We start from the raw sequence: 16,896 nt of genomic DNA on the forward strand, positions 1-16,896 counted from the left end.
ACCAGGCGCAGGGCCGGCCGCCTTGGTAGCGCCGAGCCATGCTCGGCGAGCGCAGCGGCAGGCCGTGACGGCCAGCGGCCGTCACCCACCAAGAGACCAACGGTCGTCAGCCACCAAGAAATGACGGCCAGCGGCCGTCACTACCGGTCAGCGAGCAGGGCTGGTAGCGCCGAGCCATGCTCGGCGAGCGCAGCGGAGCGCCCGGCGCGGGTCAGTGTTCGTGTTCAGCAGGCGCTTCGGCGCCTGCTTCCAGCTGGTCCAGGAAGTCCACCGCGCGGCGCAGGTGCGGGATCACGATCGATCCGCCCACCACCAGGCCCACCGAGAACGTTTCGAAGAACTCGTCGCGCTCCACGCCGGCGGCCTTGCACTGCGCCACGTGGTAGCTGATGCAGTCGTCGCAGCGCAGCACCAGTGAAGCCACCAGGCCCAGCAGCTCCTTGGTCTTCACATCCAGCGCGCCCGCCTGGTAGGTCTGGGTATCCAGCGCGAAGAAACGGCGCACCACCTGGTTCGGTTCAGCCAGGATGCGCTCGTTCATCTTCTTGCGGTAGGCATTGAACTCGGCCAGGCGGTCGCCGCCTTCGTCCGCTGCGCTCATGCTGCGCCCTGCCCGGCCAGCAGCGGCTCCAGCTTGCCTTCACGGTGCAGGGCCATCATGTCGTCGTAGCCGCCAACATGGACGTCACCGACGAAGATCTGCGGCACGCTGGTGCGGCGGGTCTTGGCCATCATCTTCTCGCGCTCGGCGGCATCCAGGTCGATGCGCACTTCGGTCCACTGCTGGCCCTTGCTCTTGAGGAAGTTCTTGGCCGCCACGCAGTACGGGCAGACAGCGGTGGAATAAATGGTGATGGTGGGGGCGCCACCAGCAGGCTGTTCAAGTTGGCTCACGGGAAACTCCACGACGGTTCGACTGTCTGTATATGGTAGCGGCCTGATGGAAAATCCACGCCATGGCCGCAACACTGTGGATTAACGATAGGTTTCCCCCCGGCCTGCCACGCTGGGGGACGCTGCCCGAGGACCGACCGCTTGCGACCGCTGCTGCTTTCCGCTGCCCTGACCCTCGCATTGGCCGTGCCGCTGGCCCAGGCCCAGGATTCGCTGCCCGACATCGGCTCGTCGGCCGGTGAACTGCTGACCCCTGCCCGCCAGGCCGAGTACGGCGGGATGATGCTGCGCGAACTGCGCAACTACGGCTACCTGCTGGACGACCCGCTCACCACCGAGTGGCTGCAGACCATGGGCACCCGGCTGGGTTCCAACAGTGCGCAGCCGCGCCAGCAGTACACCTTCTTCATGATGAAGGACCGGCAGATCAATGCCTTCGCCACGCTGGGCGGCTATATCGGCGTCAATGCCGGGCTGGTGCTCACCGCCGAACGCGAAGACGAAGTGGCTGCGGTGCTGTCCCACGAAATCGCCCACGTCACCCAGCAGCATGTGCTGCGCGGCGTGGAACGCGCCCAGCGCGACCAGATTCCGATCCTGCTGGGCATGCTGGCGGCGGTGATCGCCTCGCAGCAGGCCGGGGGCAATTCGGCCGGCAACGCGACCATGGCCAGCATCGCCTCGGGCATGGGCCTGATGCAGCAGCGGCAGATCGACTACACCCGTTCCAACGAATCCGAGGCCGACCGCCTGGGCATCCGCACGCTGGCCCGCAGCGGCTACGACGTGGACGCGATGGCCGGCTTCTTCGAGCGCATGAGCGCCTCGATGCGTGGCAACGACGGCGGTTACAACGTGCCGGATTTCCTGCGCACCCACCCGGTCAACACCACCCGTATCAGCGAGGCCAAGCTGCGCGCCGAACAGATGAAGAAGGACACGGTGGTGCTGACCACCGAAGTGCCCGGTGGCGTGCGTACCGAACGGGTGAACCCGAGCGACCCGGGCCTGTCCGACCCGATCACCCGCCGCAACAACCTGCTGTTGCCGCCAGGCATGCAGGTGTCGGTGGGCCAGCTCAGCCGCGGTTCCAGTGGCGATTTCGACTGGGCCCGCGAGCGCCTGCGAGTGCTCAGTGCGGTGACCCCGTCCGAGCTGACCCGCGAATACCAGGGCCTGGCCCGGCAGAAAGGCGGACTGACCCCGGCCCAGCGCTACGGCCAGGCACTGGCCCAGTTGACCACCGGCACCGGCGGTGCGGCCGGCGCGGCGCGCGCCCTGGCCGAACTGCACGATGCCGACCCGGGCAACCTGTGGGTGGCGCTGGCGCTGGGCGAGGCCGAGTCGCGTTCCGGCCAGCCCGCCCAGGCCAACGAACGCTTCGAGGCGCTGCTGCGCCAGCACCCTGGCAGCCGCCCGGTCGCGCTGACCTTCGCGCAGATCCTCAACGAACAGGGCGGCCAGGCCGCAGGCCAGCGCGCGCAGGCCATGCTGCGGCCGCTGCTGTCACAAAGCGGCAACGATCCGGTCTTCCAGCAGCGTTTCGCCCGGGCCAGCGAACTGGCCGGCGATCGCCACCGCGCCAGTGAGGCCTACGCCGAGGCGGCTTACCTCAACGGCCGCCCGGAGCAGTCGCTGATGCAGCTGCAGGCGCTGAAACGCCAGCCTGACCTGGATTACGTCACCCGCGCACGGGTGGATGCCCGCATCGAAACCATCACCCCGACCGTGCTGGAGATGCGCCGCCAGGGCGTCAACGACCCCGAGCTCGAGCGCCGCTGAACCACGCCACCCGCCGGCCTGCCGACCGCTGGTCGTTACAGCAGGGCCGGTGGCGTCACAAACATGTCATCAAATCGTAGTCTACTGGCGTCACTCCCGATCTGATGAGCAACTTGGTGGCCTCGTGCAGAAACGCATCCTGATCGTCGACGACGAACCCGCGATCCGCGAAATGGTGGCCTTTGCCCTGCGCAAGGGCGATTACGAGCCGATCCACGCCGGCGACGCACGCGAAGCACAGACGGCCATCGCCGATCGCGTGCCCGACCTGATCCTGCTGGACTGGATGCTGCCGGGCACCAGCGGCCTGGACCTGGCCCGCCGTTGGCGCAAAGAGGCGCTGACCCGCGAGGTGCCGATCATCATGCTGACCGCGCGCGGCGAGGAAAACGACCGCGTCGGCGGCCTGGAAGCCGGCGTGGACGATTACGTGGTCAAGCCGTTCTCGGCCCGCGAACTGCTGGCGCGCATCCGTGCGGTGATGCGCCGGGCCCGTGATGACGACGAAGATGGCAGCGTGGCAGTGGGTTCGGTACGCATCGACGGCGCCGCCCACCGCGTGTTCGCCAACGACCAGCCGGTGCCGATCGGCCCGACCGAATACCGCCTGCTGCACTTCTTCATGACCCACCCCGAGCGCGTGTACACGCGGGCGCAGTTGCTGGATCACGTCTGGGGCGGCAGTGTGTACGTGGAAGAGCGCACCATCGACGTGCACATCCGCCGCCTGCGCAAGACGCTGGAACCCTTCGCCGCCGAAAACATGGTGCAGACCGTGCGTGGTGCCGGCTACCGCTTCTCTACTTCCACCTGATCACTGGTACCGCAATGCCGCGTCACATCCGTTCCGCCTGGTTCAAGACCCTGGCCACCCTGAGCACGGTGCTGTTGTTGTCCGGGGTGGCGGGCTGGGCGCTCGGGGATGCATGGATGGGACTGGCGATCGCCGCCATCGGCGCGCTGGCCTGGCACTACTGGCGGCTGCGCCGGGTGCTGGGCCGGCTGACCGCGCGCCAGCGCTGGGAAATCGCCGACGGTGCCGGCGTATGGAATGAACTCGACCGCGTGGTGTCGCGCAACCAGCACGAAATGCGCGTGCGCAAGCGCCGCCTGCTGGACATGCTGCGCAGCTACCGGGCCGCGGCGGCCGCGCTGCCCGATGCGGTGGTGGTGCTGGATCGCAACAGCCAGCGCGTGCAGTGGTTCAACGAAGCGGCCACGACACTGCTCGGCCTGCACCATCCCGGTGACCTGGGCCAGGCGCTGGTGCAGCGCCTGCAGCCGATGCCGCTGGCCCACTGGCTGGCCGGTGGACGCAATGCCGAACCGATCCTGGACGTGCCCTCGCCGGTGGATCCGGCGATCCGCCTCAACCTGCGCCTGATCCCTTATTCGGCCGACCACTGGCTGCTGATCGCCCGCGATGTCAGCAAGCTGCTGCGGCTGGAACAGGTGCGGCGTGACTTCGTCGCCAACGTATCGCACGAACTGCGCACGCCGCTGACCGTGGTGCACGGGTACCTGGACATGATGGACCCGGAGGATTTCCCCGGCACCGGCCCGATGCTGGAAGAAATGCGCAAGCAGAGCCAGCGCATGGCCCAGCTGGTGGAAGACCTGCTGACCCTGTCGCGGCTGGAATCGCAGGAACCCGGCGATGCCGAGGTGGTGGCGATGCTGCCGATGCTGGCCACGTTGCGCCGCGAAGCCGAAGCGCACAGCCAGGGCCGCCACCAGATCACCGTGGAAGACCACGCCGGCGTGGACCTGCTGGGGTCGATCAAGGAACTGCACAGCGCGTTTTCCAACCTGGTCACCAACGCGGTGCGCTACACCCCGGCAGAAGGCCAGGTGCGGGTGACCTTCAGCCGCGAAGGCGACGGCGTGGTACTGGCCGTGCGCGATACCGGCTACGGCATTCCGGCCAACCACCTGCCGCGGCTGACCGAACGCTTCTACCGCGTGTCCAGCAGCCGTTCGCGCGAAAGCGGCGGCACCGGCCTGGGCCTGTCCATCGTCAAGCACATCCTTGGCCTGCACCACGCCCGCCTGGAGATCCAGAGCGAGGTCGGCAAGGGCTCCACGTTCTCCTGCCATTTCGACGCAGCGCATATCCGCGCGCGCGACGTGGCCGCCCCCCTCCACGCTGAAGATTGAAGCCATGAGCAGCCCTGCACCCCTCCCCGTCGTGCCGCAGCCGGACTCCGATTCACTGCGGGATCCGGCGCTGTACATCAACCGCGAACTGTCCCAGCTGGATTTCAACTTCCGCGTACTGGCGCAGGCGCTGGACCCGCAGGTGCCGCTGCTGGAGCGCCTGCGCTTCATGTGCATTTCCTGCACCAACCTGGACGAGTTCTTCGAAATCCGCGCGGCCGCCGTGCGCCACGCGCAGGAGTTCGGGCTGCCGCCGGCGCCGGACGGCATGAGTCCGCAGGCGATCCTTACCGCCATCCATGACCGTGCCGCCGAACTGGTGGACCAGCAGTACCGCTGCTGGAACGAGGTGCTGCGCCCGGCACTGCAGGACGCGGGTATCGGCGTGCTCGGCCGCCATTCGTGGAACCACCGCCAGAAGCGCTGGCTGCGCGCTTATTTCCGCAACGAGATCATGCCGGTGCTGTCGCCGCTGGGCCTGGACCCGGTGCATCCGTTCCCGAAAATCCTCAACAAGTCGCTGAACATCGTGGTGGTGCTGAAGGGCGTGGATGCGTTCGGCCGCAGTGGCCACCTGGCCATCGTGCGCGCACCGCGCTCGCTGCCACGCATCATCGAACTGCCCGAATCGCTCGGCGAGGGCCGCAACTTCGTGTTCCTGTCCTCGATGCTGTCGGCCTTCGTCGACGAGCTGTTCCCGGGCATGGAAGTGGAAGGTGCCTACCAGTTCCGCGTGACCCGCAATTCCGAACTGGTGGTGGACGAGGAAGAAGTCGAAAACCTGGCGCTGGCGCTGCGCGATGAACTGGTGGACCGCGGCTACCGGCCGGCGGTGCGGCTGGAAATCGCCCAGGACACCCCGCGCGACATCGTGCGCACCCTGCTGCAGAACTTCGGCCTGACCGAGAACGCGGTGTACTACATCGATGGCCCGGTCAACCTCAACCGCGTCATCCAGTTGTACGACGTGGTGCCGCGGCCGGACCTGAAGTACCCGCCGATGACCCCGCGTACGCTGCGTGATCCGGACGGCATCTTCGATATCGTCGCGCGCCAGGACGTGTTGCTGCACCATCCGTTCGATGCCTTCACCGCGGTGCTGGATGTCATCAAGCAGGCGGCGACCGACCCGAACGTACTGGCGATCAAGCAGACGCTGTACCGCACCGGCAAGGATTCGCTGATCGTGGAGGCGCTGATCCAGGCCGCCCGCAATGGCAAGGACGTGACCGTGGTGGTGGAGCTGCGTGCGCGCTTCGACGAGGAAGCCAACCTGGGCCTTGCCGACCGCCTGCAGGAGGCCGGCGTGCAGGTGGTGTACGGCGTGGTGGGCTTCAAGACCCACGCCAAGATGCTGCTGATCGTGCGCCGCGAAGGCCGCAAGCTGCGCCGCTACGTGCACCTGGGCACCGGCAATTACCACAGCGGCACCGCGCGCGCGTACACCGACATCAGCCTGATCACCGCCGATGCGGACATCGGCAACGACGTGCACCTGCTGTTCCAGCAGCTGTCCGGGCTGGCGTCGAAGGCCAAGCTGAAGCACCTGCTGCAATCGCCGTTCACCCTGCACACCGGGGTGCTCAAGCGTATCGAGCGCGAGAAAGCGATCGCCGAATCCGGACGGCCGGCGCGCATCATCGCCAAGATGAACGCCCTCAACGAACCGCAGGTGGTCCGCGCGCTGTATGCCGCCTCGCAGGCCGGCGTGCAGATCGACCTGATCGTCCGCGGTGCCTGCACGCTGCGCCCCGGCGTGCCGGGCGTGTCGGACAACATCCGTGTGCGCTCCATCGTCGGCCGCTTCCTGGAACACAGCCGCGTGTACTGGTTCGGCAATGCCGGTGCGCCGGAACTGTACTGCGCCAGCGCGGACTGGCTGGAACGCAACCTGCTGCGACGCGTGGAGACCGCGTTCCCGATCCTGGACCCGGCACTGGCACGACGGGTGTACCGCGAGGTGCTGCAGAACTACCTGGACGACAACCTCAACGCCTGGGAACTGCAGGCCGACGGCCGCTACGTGAAGCTGGCACCGGCGCACGACGAGGCCCCGCATTCGGCGCAGATGGGCCTGATGCAGGGTCTGTGAGCGCTGCCGGCCCGGCCACGTGAAGAAGGCGCGGTGACGACCGGCACCCGCCTTCGGCTACCATTCGAGCATGCCGCACTCATCGACTTCCCCGACCCTGCAAGATGGCGACCTGCTGGCCGCCATCGACATCGGCTCCAACAGTTTCCACATGGTCATCGCCCGCTACACGCTCGGGCAGTTGCGGGTGGTCGACCGCCTGCGCGAGACCGTGCGCATGGCCGACGGCCTGGATGGCAAAGGCGGCCTGTCCAGCGAGGCGCGACAGCGCGCGCTGGAATGCCTGGCCCGCTTCGGCCAGCGCATCCGCGACGTGCCTTCGCACCGCGTGCGCGCCCTGGCCACCAACACCGTGCGCCAGCTGCGCTCGCCGCAGGCGTTCCTGATGCCGGCCGAAACCGCGCTGGGGCATGCCATTGAAGTGGTCAGCGGGCGCGAAGAAGCGCGCCTGATCTACCTTGGCGTGGCGCATGCGCAGCCGCCCAAGGCCGACCAGCGCCGGCTGGTGATCGACATCGGCGGCGGTTCCACCGAGTTCATCATCGGCTCGGGCATGCAGACCCTGGAACGCGAAAGCCTGCAGGCCGGCTGCATCGCCAGCACGCGGCGCTTCTTCCCGGGTGGCAAGCTCAGCCGCAAGCGCTGGAAGGATGCGCTGGCCGAGATCGGCCGTGAATTCCAGCCCTTCGCCAGCAAGTACCGGGCGCTGGGCTGGGACGAGGCGTTGGGCTCTTCGGGCACCCACAAGGCGATCAGTGAGATCTGCGCGGCGATGAAGCTGAGCAAGGGCGCGATCACCGCCGAGGCGCTGCCGCAGCTGCGCGATGAACTGCTGAAGGCCAAGAAGATCGATGACATCGTGCTGCCCGGGCTGGGCAGCGACCGCCGCCCGATCATCGCCGGTGGCGTGCTGGTACTGGAAGCAGCCTTCCAGGCGCTGGGCCTGCAGAAGCTGCTGGTCAGCAAGGCGGCCATGCGCGAAGGCATCCTGTACGACATCGTCGGCCGTGCCGGCGAGAACGATCCACGCGATGCGTCGGTGGATACGTTGACGGTGCGCTATGACATCGACGTGGCGCAGGCCGATCGCGTGGAGAGCACCGCCTTGTCGCTGTTCGACCAGGTCCGGGACAGCTGGAAGCTGGAAGCCGATGATGCCCGCATGCTGTCCTGGGCCGCGCGCCTGCACGAGATGGGGCTGATGATCGCGCACAGCGGTTACCACACCCACGGCAGCTACCTGCTGGAAAACTCGGACATTGCCGGGTTCTCGCGGCAGGAACAGCAGATGCTCGCGGCGCTGGTACGTACGCACCGCCGCAACGTGCCCAAGAGCGCGTTCGAGGCCCTTCCCGAGCGCCTGGTGGTACCGGCGCGCCGGTTGGCCGCGTTGCTGCGGCTGGCGGTGCTGGTCAACCGCGCGCACGAATCCACGCCGCTGCCGGTGCTGGAAATCACCGCGGAGGATGACCGGCTGTCGCTGATCGTGCCGCAGAGTTTCATCGACCCACGGCCGCTGCTGCGTGCCGACCTGATCGGCGAAGTCGACGGCATGACCGGCCTGGGGCTGCAGTTCAAACCGTTCGTGGCCTGAGCCAGGAGCGCGGGCAACGGCAACAACTGCAGGGCTGCTTGCTGGCGGGGGCTTTTGGTAGCGCCGACCCATGGTCGGCGGAATGTTCCCGCCAACGGCCCGCTGCGCTCGCCGACCATGGGTCGGAGCTACCGCTTTTCTCTTTTTCATACGCGGGTGGCGGCCACCGGAACCCGTCAGGGGGCCGGGCGGTGGGGCTGGGCGGGGGCGTTGAGCGCCATGGATGGCGCGAAACGAGGCCCGCATGGATGCGGCTGTTGCCGTCCCCCGCACAGCCCCACCGCCCGGCCCCAAGCACGTAGCCAGTTGTAGAACGCCACCCGCGAGGGGGTCCCACCCGTTCGCCCGGTAACGCGATGGTCGCAATCCGGTCATGCCCGGGACATGCCCAACGACGAGCATGCGCACAAACGGGAGAGTCCCATGCGCTACGCGATCGTCACCGAGACCTATCCTCCGGAAGTCAACGGCGTGGCCCTGACCGTGCAGGGGCTGGAGATGGGCCTGCGCCAGGCCGGGCACGAGGTCGACCTGGTGCGACCGCGCCAGCACGCCGACCGCGACGCCGAGCTGCTGGACGGCACGCTGCTGGTTCCCGGTGCCGCCCTTCCCCGTTATCCCGGCCTGCGCTTCGGCCTGCCCGCGCCTGTCCGGCTCGGCCGCCAGTGGCAGGCCCGGCGCCCGGATGCGGTCTACATCGCAACCGAAGGCCCGCTGGGCTGGTCGGCCCTGCGCTGCGCGCGCCGGCTGGGCATCCCGGTGGCCACCGGCTTCCATACGCGCTTCGACGAATACCTGCCCGACTACGGCGTGGCATGGCTGCAGGCCGCCGCGCTGCGCTGGATGCGCCGCTTCCACAACCAGGCCGATGCCACCCTGGTGCCCACCCGGGAACTGCAGGATTTCCTCGCCGGTGAAGGCTTCGAACGGGTCCGCCTGCTGGCCCGCGCGGTGGACAGCCAACAGTTCGATCCGGCCAAGCGCGATCCGGCGCTGCGCGAAGAATGGGGTATCGAGGGCAATGGCTTTGCCGCGATGTACGTCGGGCGCATCGCCGCAGAAAAAAACCTGGGTCTTGCGGTGAAGGCCTTCCGCCGGCTGCAGCAGCAGCGCCCCAAAGCCCGCTTCGTGCTGGTCGGCGATGGACCGGCGCGCGAAAAACTGGCCCACGACAATCCCGATTTCCTGTTCTGCGGCGTGCAGCGCGGCGAAGCGCTGTCGCGCCATTTCGCCAGTGGCGACCTGTTCCTGTTTCCCAGCCGCAGCGAGACCTTCGGCAACGTGACCCTTGAAGCCATGGCCAGCGGCCTGGCCACGGTGGCCTTCGATTACGGCGCCGCACGCGAATACCTGCGCGATGGCGAGAATGGCGCGGCGGTGGATAGCGACGACCAGTTCGTCGAAGCCGCGCTGCGCTTTGCCGGCGATGACACGCTGCGCGCCAGCCTTGGCCAGCAGGCGGCGCGGGACATGAAGCGCCTGCATCCGCAGCAGGTGGTGGCCGAATTCGATGCCCTGCTGTCCGAACTTGCCCACGCCCGGAGGCTGCATGCGCACCACGCCGCTTGACCTGTTGATCGGCCGCGAAACCCGCTGGTGCCGCCGTGCCAACCTGTACTGCCGCCGCCGTCGCATGCGCTCGCTGTTCGCGGTGATCAGCCGGCTGGGTGATGGCGTGTTCTGGTACGTGCTGATGGGTGCACTGGTGCTGCTGGACGGCATGGAAGGGCTGCGCGCCAGTACCCACATGGCCGCCACCGGCCTGGCCGCGCTGTTGATGTACAAGGGCCTGAAGCGCTGGACCCGGCGCCCGCGACCGTACAAGGCCGACCTGCGCATCCGCGCCTGGGTGGCCCCGCTGGACGAGTTCAGCTTCCCCTCCGGGCACACCCTGCATGCGGTCTCGTTCACTGCTGTGGCCCTGTTCTATTACCCGTGGCTGGCACCGTTGCTGGTGCCGTTCACGCTGGGCGTGGCGGCATCACGCGTGGTGCTTGGCCTGCACTATCCCAGCGATGTCCTGGCCGCCACCGGTATCGCGCTGCTGCTGGCGTGGGCCAGCCTGAGCTGGCTGCCGCTGGGCGCGTGACCCATGGAGCACGCGTCGGATGTCTTGCCTACAATAGGCGCATGACCACGCTGTTCATTTCCGACCTGCACCTGGACGCGAGCCGTCCGGCCATCACCGATCTCTTCCTTGCCTTCCTGCGCAGCGAAGCGCTTGAGGCAGACGCGCTGTACATCCTGGGCGATCTGTTCGAAGCCTGGATCGGTGACGACACGCCTTCGCCTGCGGCCGATGCGGTGGCAGCGGCGCTGAAGGAGGTGTCCGATGCCGGCGTGCCGGTGTACTTCATCCGCGGCAACCGCGACTTCCTGCTGGGCGGGCAATACGCCGCCCGCGCCGGCATGCGGATCCTGCCCGATCCCAGCGTGATCGACCTGTACGGCACGCCGGTGCTGCTGCAGCATGGCGACCTGCTGTGTACCGATGACCTGCCTTACCAGCAGTTCCGCGCGCAGACCCGCGACCCGGCGTTCCAGGCCCAGTTCCTGGCCCAGCCGCTGGCCGCGCGCATCGCGTTCGCGCAGAAGGCACGCGATGCCAGCCAGAGCCGCCAGTCGGAAATGAAGCAGGGAGATCGCGCGCAGTTCGAAACCGTCACCGATGTGGCACCGGCCGAGGTGGATGCGACCTTCATCCGCTTCGGCGTGGACACGATGATCCACGGCCATACCCATCGCCCTGCCGTGCATTCGCTGATGGCGGGCGGCCAGCCACGCACGCGCATCGTGCTGGGCGACTGGTACGAGCAGGGTTCGGTGCTGCGCGTCACGCCCGATGGGATGTCACTGCAGGCACTGTGATGCTCCTGCTCAGCGGAAGCCGACGATCTTCGCGCGGGTGCGTTCCAGCACACCCGCGGCATTGGTAATGCCGGACCGCCATTGATGGGGCGCTGCGGCGCGCCACGCCCGGAGGCGTGACGCTGGGATACCCCTGCAGCGAAGCCGACGCAAGGTCAACGGAAGCCGGCGACCACGTGCTTGCGCTGCACCAGCACCCGCTGATTGTCCGCCGTGGCCGCGTCACCGGTACGGGCGCCGCCGTAAGTGATGCCCGGGTTGGACCAGGTATTGATGCGCGTGCAGCCGCCTGGGCAGTCGTAGGCCATGATGGTGCGGAAACGCTCGCCGCTGCCCAGGCTGAACTGGTAGCCGTGGCCGTAGGGATAGGGCGAGCCGGAGGCATTGCCACGGTCATGGTTGGCGCCCAGCACGTGGCCGACTTCGTGGGCGAACGTGTAGTTGCCGGTGGCACAGCGCCAGCCGACAACGGCGAAGGCATGCGAGGCCGGCGCGTTGAGATAGCCCACGCCACACGCGTCCTTCCCATCGGTCATCAGCACCACCACGTCCGCCCGGCTGGCATCACGCAGGGCGTGCACTTCATCCAGTTGGCCATCGCCGGCGTTCTGCAGCCGGCCCAGGTCAGCCCCCATGGGCCCGTCAGGGAACGACGTCGTGCGGTAGTCGGCCAGCTCCATGCGGATGTTGGTCCAGCCGTTGAGGTAGCCCTGGTTGGATTCGGCCACGGCCAGTTCGGCCTTCGCCCGCATGTTGCCCCCGTAGGCGTTGATGGCCCCCTGGGTGGCCATCACCAGGACCCGGATCGTCGCCCAGCCGCCCGGATCACCACTGCGGATGTGCACGTCCGGCGCGGGCGGCGGCGCCGGCAGCGACGGCGTGCACAGCGGATGCATCGGCGGCAACCGATGCTCGTCCACGGTGACCAGCGCATGCTCTCCTTCGCCCACCGGACGCACGTCATAGCGCTGCTGGCGGTGTCGGATGGTGCCGGTGACGCTGCCGTCGACCGCCCGCACCAGAATCACCGATGCAGGCGCTGCAGCCCCTTGCGCAGACACGGCGAGCGGCGCGGCGGCATCTTCCTCCGCGCCATACCAGACCACGCCGCCATCGGCTGTCGCTTCTTCCCTGATGCGGCGTACCTGCAGCACCTGCTCACCCAACAGCAGCTCCAGCCGATCACCGGACAGTGCGGCAACGTTCATGCGCACCGCCTGCACGTTATCGGTGCTGGGATCAGCCTGCAGGCGGGCCCAGCCGGCGTGGGTGGGGGCACGCATCGCAGGCCCTGCCGCAGGTTCGAACAAGGGCGCTGCAATGGCGCCTCCGGTTACCAGCAGGGCCAGCGCGGTCGCGAGCGGCGTGTACTTCGAATGATGGGACATGGTCCGTTCTCCATAGCGGATTCCCCTGTTGCCGACGCTTCATCAATGGGCTGCAGATCGGCGCGATACCAGATGCGTAGCCGTCATGGCGGAGCCGGTGTAGCGATTGCATGGCAACAGCGAAGCGGCGTGTCCGTGGCGGCATGCCACGTGGGCAAGGAATCGAACCGATGCCCACCAACAACGTGACCGCCTTGGTAATACAGACGTGTCCCCGTGGTCGGGTTCCCCTGCGCCCGGCGCCGCGTTACTGTCCGTGCACGGGAGGGCGGCCATGAACACAGTGCGGGGAGAGGGGGGCACGAGGGATACCGGCCTGCTGCGGATCGGCCTGTTCTTCGACGGCACGCGCAACAACGCCCTGAACCTGGCGCGTGGGCGCGGTCCGGGCACCGGGCGCAACGCATCGGCGCAGGCGCTGCCACCGGCATGGCAGGTCGATGACGCTTCGCCGTACCACAGCCGCATCACCAGCAGCTTCACCAACGGCCTGACCAACGTGGCGCGGCTGCATGCGCTGTACCCCGACGGTCGCGTGGCAGGCGCTGCCACCCCGTCGGTGGCCATCTATACCGAAGGCACGGGAACCCGCGACGGCCAGCCCGACGACCTGATCGGCCTGGCATTCGGCGTGGGCGCCAGCGGCGTCCGCGCGAAGATCAACCGGGCCCTGCAGGACCAGCTTCCCGCCGCGCTGGCGCAGCTCGCACGGCACTGGCAGCAGCCGCTGCGAGGCATCCGGGTGGATCTGTTCGGGTTCTCGCGCGGTGCCGCGGCGGCACGTGATGTCGCCAACCAGATCGCGGCCTGGGATTCAGCGCATTGGCAAGGACTGCTGCGCGAAGCCGGCCTGCGCGTGGGTCCGGCGTTCACCCTGCCCCATCCGGTGATCGGCTTCATCGGGCTGTTCGATACCGTAGTGGCGATCAGGGGCGGCCGTGCCGATGAAGCGCCGCGCCTGCACCTGCCTGCGGGGATTGCCGGCAACGTGCTGCAGCTGAGCGCGCGCGACGAACATCGCGAGCACTTCGCCCTGACCACGGTGGCACCGGAGCACGAAGAAATCAGGTTGCCCGGCGTACACGCCAACATCGGTGGCGGCTACGACCAGACGGAGGAAGGCCCCAAGCTGCTCACCCGTCCACGCAGCCAGCAGGTGCGGCGGCACGGGCTGGAGGACTTCGCCCTTCCCCCCGCCGACTGGCTGCACCGCACTGAAAACCACCAGCGCGCGCTGGCCGAAGCCGTCCGCTGGCAGCAGCAGCTGGGGCTGGGCGCCGATGCGGTGTGGGTGGACACGTGGCACCAGTGGGTGCGCCAGCGCCAGGCGGGAAGCAGCAGCGTGCTGCCCGCGCCGACCTTGTTCGTGTATTCCGGGGTGGTGTTGAAGCGCCCGATCGACTGGCGTTACCAGCTGATCGCGCTGCGCCTGATGCATGCGCGTGCCGCGGCGGCGGGCGTGCGCTGGACGGACGCACCCGATGCCTGCATCGACGGCACGTTGCCCACGGACCTGCGCGGAATCGCCGCTGCATTGATGGCCGGCACGGCGCTGGAGCCGGCGCAGGAACGGGTGCTGAAACAACGCTACCTGATGCAGTCGGCACACTGGAATTTCGACGCGCTGGGTGACACCGCACTCACCTACACCGCCGATGCCGGGGTCAGCGAGCTGCCGTATCGACCCGGCCCGGGACTGTTCTACATCAACCGCCCCACCGCCGACGGCCAGCGCGTCGTGCTGCGCAACGCCTGAGGCCCGTTACCCGGCGCGCTCGGCCTGTTCCACCAGTTCGGCCAGTTCATCGGCATCGAAACCAGCCAGCAGGCGCGCTTCGATGTTGAACGGGCCATGCAGGTAGCCCCCGGCGTAGTCGACCAGCAGTTCCTTGAAGCGGGCACGCGGGTCGACGCCGGCACGTTCGCAGTACCAGCGGTACCAGCGGCTGCCCGCAGCCACGTGGGCGACTTCTTCGCGCAGGATGATCTCCAGCACGTCGGCCGTCTCTTCGTCGCCGCAGCCACGCAGTTTCGCGATAAGCCCCGGGGTGACATCCAGGCCACGCGCTTCGAGCACGCGCGGCACCAGGGCCATGCGCGCCAGTCCGTCGTGCGCGGTCTTCTCGCACATTTCCCACAGCCCGTTGTGGGCGGGAAAATCGGCATAGTCGTGGCCATGCGCCTGCAGCCGTCCGCGCAACATCAGGAAATGCCGCGATTCATCGTCTGCGCAACTGACCCAGTCAGCGTAGAAGGCCGACGGCAGACCCCGGAAGCGGTAGACCGCATCCCAGGCCAGGTCGATCGCATTGAGTTCGATATGCGCGATGGCGTGGATGAAACGTGCGCGCCCTTCCGCCCCCCCCAGCTTGCGTCGCGGCACGTCGCGCGGGTGCACCTGCTGCAGGGCGGCAGGACGCCCGGGCATGCCGATGGGATCGGGCGCCGGCGCATCGCCGGGCAGCTTCAGCCGGCCGGCGCGGAAGGCCGCGGCATGGGCCTGGGTCAGGGCCACCTTGCGCAGCGGGTCGGCCTCGGCCAGGCACTGCTGCGCGGCGCGCAGCAGATCACCGGCGACGTCGGATGGATCGACGTCGCATGGGGCCGCAGCGCTCACGATCAGGCGCGACGCTTGTGCTTGGCGTCGTCCGAACGCAGCTGCTGGATGCGCTCGAAGTACCCCGGTTCGATGCCGGTCGGGTAATGCCCGTTGAAACACGAGGAATCGAAGTTCTGCAGTGCCGGGTTGCCTTCGCGCACCGCCGCTTCCATGTCCTCGATGTCCTGGTAGATCAGCCAGTCGCAACCGAGGTGGGCCTCGATTTCTTCCACGCTGCGGTTGTGCGCGACCAGCTCTTCGGCGGCCGGCATGTCGATGCCGTAGATGTTCGGGTAACGCACCGGCGGTGCCGCGCTGGCCAGGTAGACCTTGCGCGCACCGGCGTCGCGCGCCATCTGCACGATCTGCTGGCTGGTGGTGCCGCGCACGATGGAATCATCCACCAGCAGCACCACCCGGTTACGGAATTCCAGATGGATCGGGTTGAGCTTGCGGCGCACGGATTTCACCCGCTCGCCCTGCCCCGGCATGATGAAGGTGCGGCCGATGTAGCGGTTCTTGATGAAGCCTTCGCGGTACTTCACCCCGAGCGTGTTGGAGATCTCCAGCGCGGCATCGCGCGAGGTGTCCGGGATCGGGATGATGGTGTCGATGTCGTGGTCCGGGCGCAGGCGCAGGATCTTCTCGCCCAGCTTGATGCCCATGCGCATGCGCGCCTTGTGCACCGACACGTTGTCGATCATCGAATCCGGGCGCGCGAAGTACACGTATTCGAAGATGCACGGGGTGTGTTCGGCGGTCTCCGAGCAGATTTCCGAGAACAGTTCGCCGCGCGCGGTGATCACCAGCGCTTCGCCCGGCTGCACATCGCGGATGCGCTGGAAGCCCAGCACGTCCAGCGCGGCCGATTCGGAGGCCACGATGTATTCATCGCCTTCGGCGTGGCTGCGCTTGCCCAGCACCAGCGGACGGATGCCGTGCGGATCGCGGAAGGCGACCAGGCCCAGGCCCAGCACCACGCTGACCACCGCATAGCCGCCCTTGCAACGACGGTGCACGTGCGAAACCGCGCGGATCGCCGCTTCCGGGCTGAGCTGCTTCTGTGCATCCAGTTCGTAGGCGAACACGTTCAGCAGCACTTCGCTGTCCGAATCGGTGTTGACGTTGCGGCGGTCCTGTTCGAACACCTGGCGACGCAGGTCTTCGGTGTTGATCAGGTTGCCGTTGTGCGCCAGCGCGATGCCATAGGGCGAATTGACGTAGAACGGCTGCGCCTCGTCCATGCCTTCGGAACCGGCGGTGGGATAGCGCACGTGGGCGATGCCGACGCGGCCTTCCAGGGTGGACATGGTGCGTGCGTCGAACACGTCACGGACCAGGCCGTTCGCCTTCTGCACGCGCAGGCGGGTGCCATCGACGGTGGCGATGCCCGCTGCGTCCTGGCCACGATGCTGGAGGACGGTCAGGCCGTCATAGAGCTGCCCGGCGACGTTCTGGTTGCCGACGATTCCGACGATGCCACACATGTTGCGTTATCTCCGCTGGGCTGTGCCCATCTACA

The 16,896-nt window shown here is 67.8% G+C and carries 14 protein-coding genes; 9 read left to right on the forward strand and 5 right to left on the reverse strand.

Going from position 1 to position 16,896, the window contains the following annotated elements; all coding sequences use genetic code 11:
- Positions 1-211: 211 nt before the first annotated feature.
- The gene (locus tag ABE522_RS13130) at positions 212-601 is read right to left on the reverse strand and encodes a carboxymuconolactone decarboxylase family protein (protein WP_346592076.1); all 390 of its coding nucleotides are present in this window, start codon (positions 599-601) and stop codon (positions 212-214) included.
- Complete coding sequence (gene grxC / locus ABE522_RS13135) at positions 598-894, reverse strand: glutaredoxin 3 (protein ID WP_042614804.1); 297 nt, start codon at positions 892-894, stop codon at positions 598-600. The genes ABE522_RS13130 and grxC overlap by 4 nt, the downstream gene beginning before the upstream one ends.
- A gap of 141 nt (positions 895-1,035) precedes the next feature.
- On the opposite strand from grxC, the gene ABE522_RS13140 reads away from it, so the two are divergent.
- From ABE522_RS13140 to lpxH, 8 genes are all read left to right on the forward strand, one after another.
- Positions 1,036-2,676, forward strand: coding sequence for a M48 family metalloprotease (locus ABE522_RS13140; protein ID WP_346592077.1), 1,641 nt, complete (start codon positions 1,036-1,038; stop codon positions 2,674-2,676).
- Positions 2,677-2,800: 124 nt separating this feature from the next.
- The gene (gene phoB, locus ABE522_RS13145) at positions 2,801-3,490 is read left to right on the forward strand and encodes a phosphate regulon transcriptional regulator PhoB (RefSeq protein ID WP_042614802.1); all 690 of its coding nucleotides are present in this window, start codon (positions 2,801-2,803) and stop codon (positions 3,488-3,490) included.
- A gap of 14 nt (positions 3,491-3,504) precedes the next feature.
- Positions 3,505-4,833, forward strand: coding sequence for a phosphate regulon sensor histidine kinase PhoR (gene phoR, locus ABE522_RS13150; protein ID WP_346592078.1), 1,329 nt, complete (start codon positions 3,505-3,507; stop codon positions 4,831-4,833).
- Between the two features lie 4 nt (positions 4,834-4,837).
- Positions 4,838-6,925, forward strand: coding sequence for a polyphosphate kinase 1 (ppk1, locus tag ABE522_RS13155; protein WP_346592079.1), 2,088 nt, complete (start codon positions 4,838-4,840; stop codon positions 6,923-6,925).
- Between the two features lie 70 nt (positions 6,926-6,995).
- Entirely contained in the window at positions 6,996-8,519 is a 1,524-nt protein-coding gene (ppx, locus tag ABE522_RS13160; protein WP_346592080.1) for an exopolyphosphatase, read from the forward strand.
- 423 nt (positions 8,520-8,942) lie between these two features.
- Positions 8,943-10,088, forward strand: coding sequence for a glycosyltransferase family 4 protein (locus ABE522_RS13165; protein ID WP_346592081.1), 1,146 nt, complete (start codon positions 8,943-8,945; stop codon positions 10,086-10,088).
- On the forward strand, positions 10,069-10,608 hold the full coding sequence (locus ABE522_RS13170) for a phosphatase PAP2 family protein (RefSeq protein ID WP_346592082.1): 540 nt from the start codon (positions 10,069-10,071) through the stop codon (positions 10,606-10,608). Before ABE522_RS13165 ends, ABE522_RS13170 begins: the two co-directional genes overlap by 20 nt.
- A 41-nt stretch (positions 10,609-10,649) precedes the next feature.
- Positions 10,650-11,387, forward strand: a complete 738-nt coding sequence (gene lpxH / locus ABE522_RS13175; RefSeq protein WP_346592083.1) for a UDP-2,3-diacylglucosamine diphosphatase — start codon at positions 10,650-10,652, stop codon at positions 11,385-11,387.
- 155 nt (positions 11,388-11,542) lie between these two features.
- Here the strand turns inward: lpxH and ABE522_RS13180 are convergent, their stop codons facing one another.
- Complete coding sequence (locus ABE522_RS13180) at positions 11,543-12,775, reverse strand: M12 family metallo-peptidase (RefSeq protein ID WP_346592084.1); 1,233 nt, start codon at positions 12,773-12,775, stop codon at positions 11,543-11,545.
- Positions 12,776-13,049: 274 nt separating this feature from the next.
- Between ABE522_RS13180 and ABE522_RS13185 the strand changes: the two genes are divergently transcribed.
- Entirely contained in the window at positions 13,050-14,531 is a 1,482-nt protein-coding gene (locus ABE522_RS13185) for a DUF2235 domain-containing protein (protein WP_346592085.1), read from the forward strand.
- 6 nt (positions 14,532-14,537) lie between these two features.
- On the opposite strand, the gene ABE522_RS13190 is transcribed toward ABE522_RS13185, so the two are convergent.
- A complete protein-coding gene (locus ABE522_RS13190) occupies positions 14,538-15,392 on the reverse strand; it encodes a ferritin-like domain-containing protein (RefSeq protein ID WP_346592086.1) in 855 nt (284 codons plus the stop codon).
- Positions 15,393-15,394: 2 nt separating this feature from the next.
- On the reverse strand, positions 15,395-16,861 hold the full coding sequence (gene purF / locus ABE522_RS13195; RefSeq protein ID WP_101098711.1) for an amidophosphoribosyltransferase: 1,467 nt from the start codon (positions 16,859-16,861) through the stop codon (positions 15,395-15,397).
- Positions 16,862-16,896: the final 35 nt, after the last annotated feature.

The sequence above is a fragment of the Stenotrophomonas lacuserhaii genome (assembly GCF_039674585.1).
GTDB lineage: Bacteria > Pseudomonadota > Gammaproteobacteria > Xanthomonadales > Xanthomonadaceae > Stenotrophomonas > Stenotrophomonas pennii_A.

What these genes read in the sequence shown, in the direction of transcription:
- phoR (WP_346592078.1), top strand. Translation starts at nt 3,505, where the DNA reads ATGCCGCGTCACATCCGTTCCGCCTGGTTCAAGACCCTGGCCACCCTG.
- ABE522_RS13130 (WP_346592076.1), bottom strand. Translation starts at nt 601, where the DNA reads ATGAGCGCAGCGGACGAAGGCGGCGACCGCCTGGCCGAGTTCAATGCC.
- ABE522_RS13185 (WP_346592085.1), top strand. Translation starts at nt 13,050, where the DNA reads ATGAACACAGTGCGGGGAGAGGGGGGCACGAGGGATACCGGCCTGCTG.
- ABE522_RS13180 (WP_346592084.1), bottom strand. Translation starts at nt 12,775, where the DNA reads ATGTCCCATCATTCGAAGTACACGCCGCTCGCGACCGCGCTGGCCCTG.
- ABE522_RS13165 (WP_346592081.1), top strand. Translation starts at nt 8,943, where the DNA reads ATGCGCTACGCGATCGTCACCGAGACCTATCCTCCGGAAGTCAACGGC.
- lpxH (WP_346592083.1), top strand. Translation starts at nt 10,650, where the DNA reads ATGACCACGCTGTTCATTTCCGACCTGCACCTGGACGCGAGCCGTCCG.
- purF (WP_101098711.1), bottom strand. Translation starts at nt 16,861, where the DNA reads ATGTGTGGCATCGTCGGAATCGTCGGCAACCAGAACGTCGCCGGGCAG.
- ABE522_RS13170 (WP_346592082.1), top strand. Translation starts at nt 10,069, where the DNA reads ATGCGCACCACGCCGCTTGACCTGTTGATCGGCCGCGAAACCCGCTGG.
- ppk1 (WP_346592079.1), top strand. Translation starts at nt 4,838, where the DNA reads ATGAGCAGCCCTGCACCCCTCCCCGTCGTGCCGCAGCCGGACTCCGAT.
- ppx (WP_346592080.1), top strand. Translation starts at nt 6,996, where the DNA reads ATGCCGCACTCATCGACTTCCCCGACCCTGCAAGATGGCGACCTGCTG.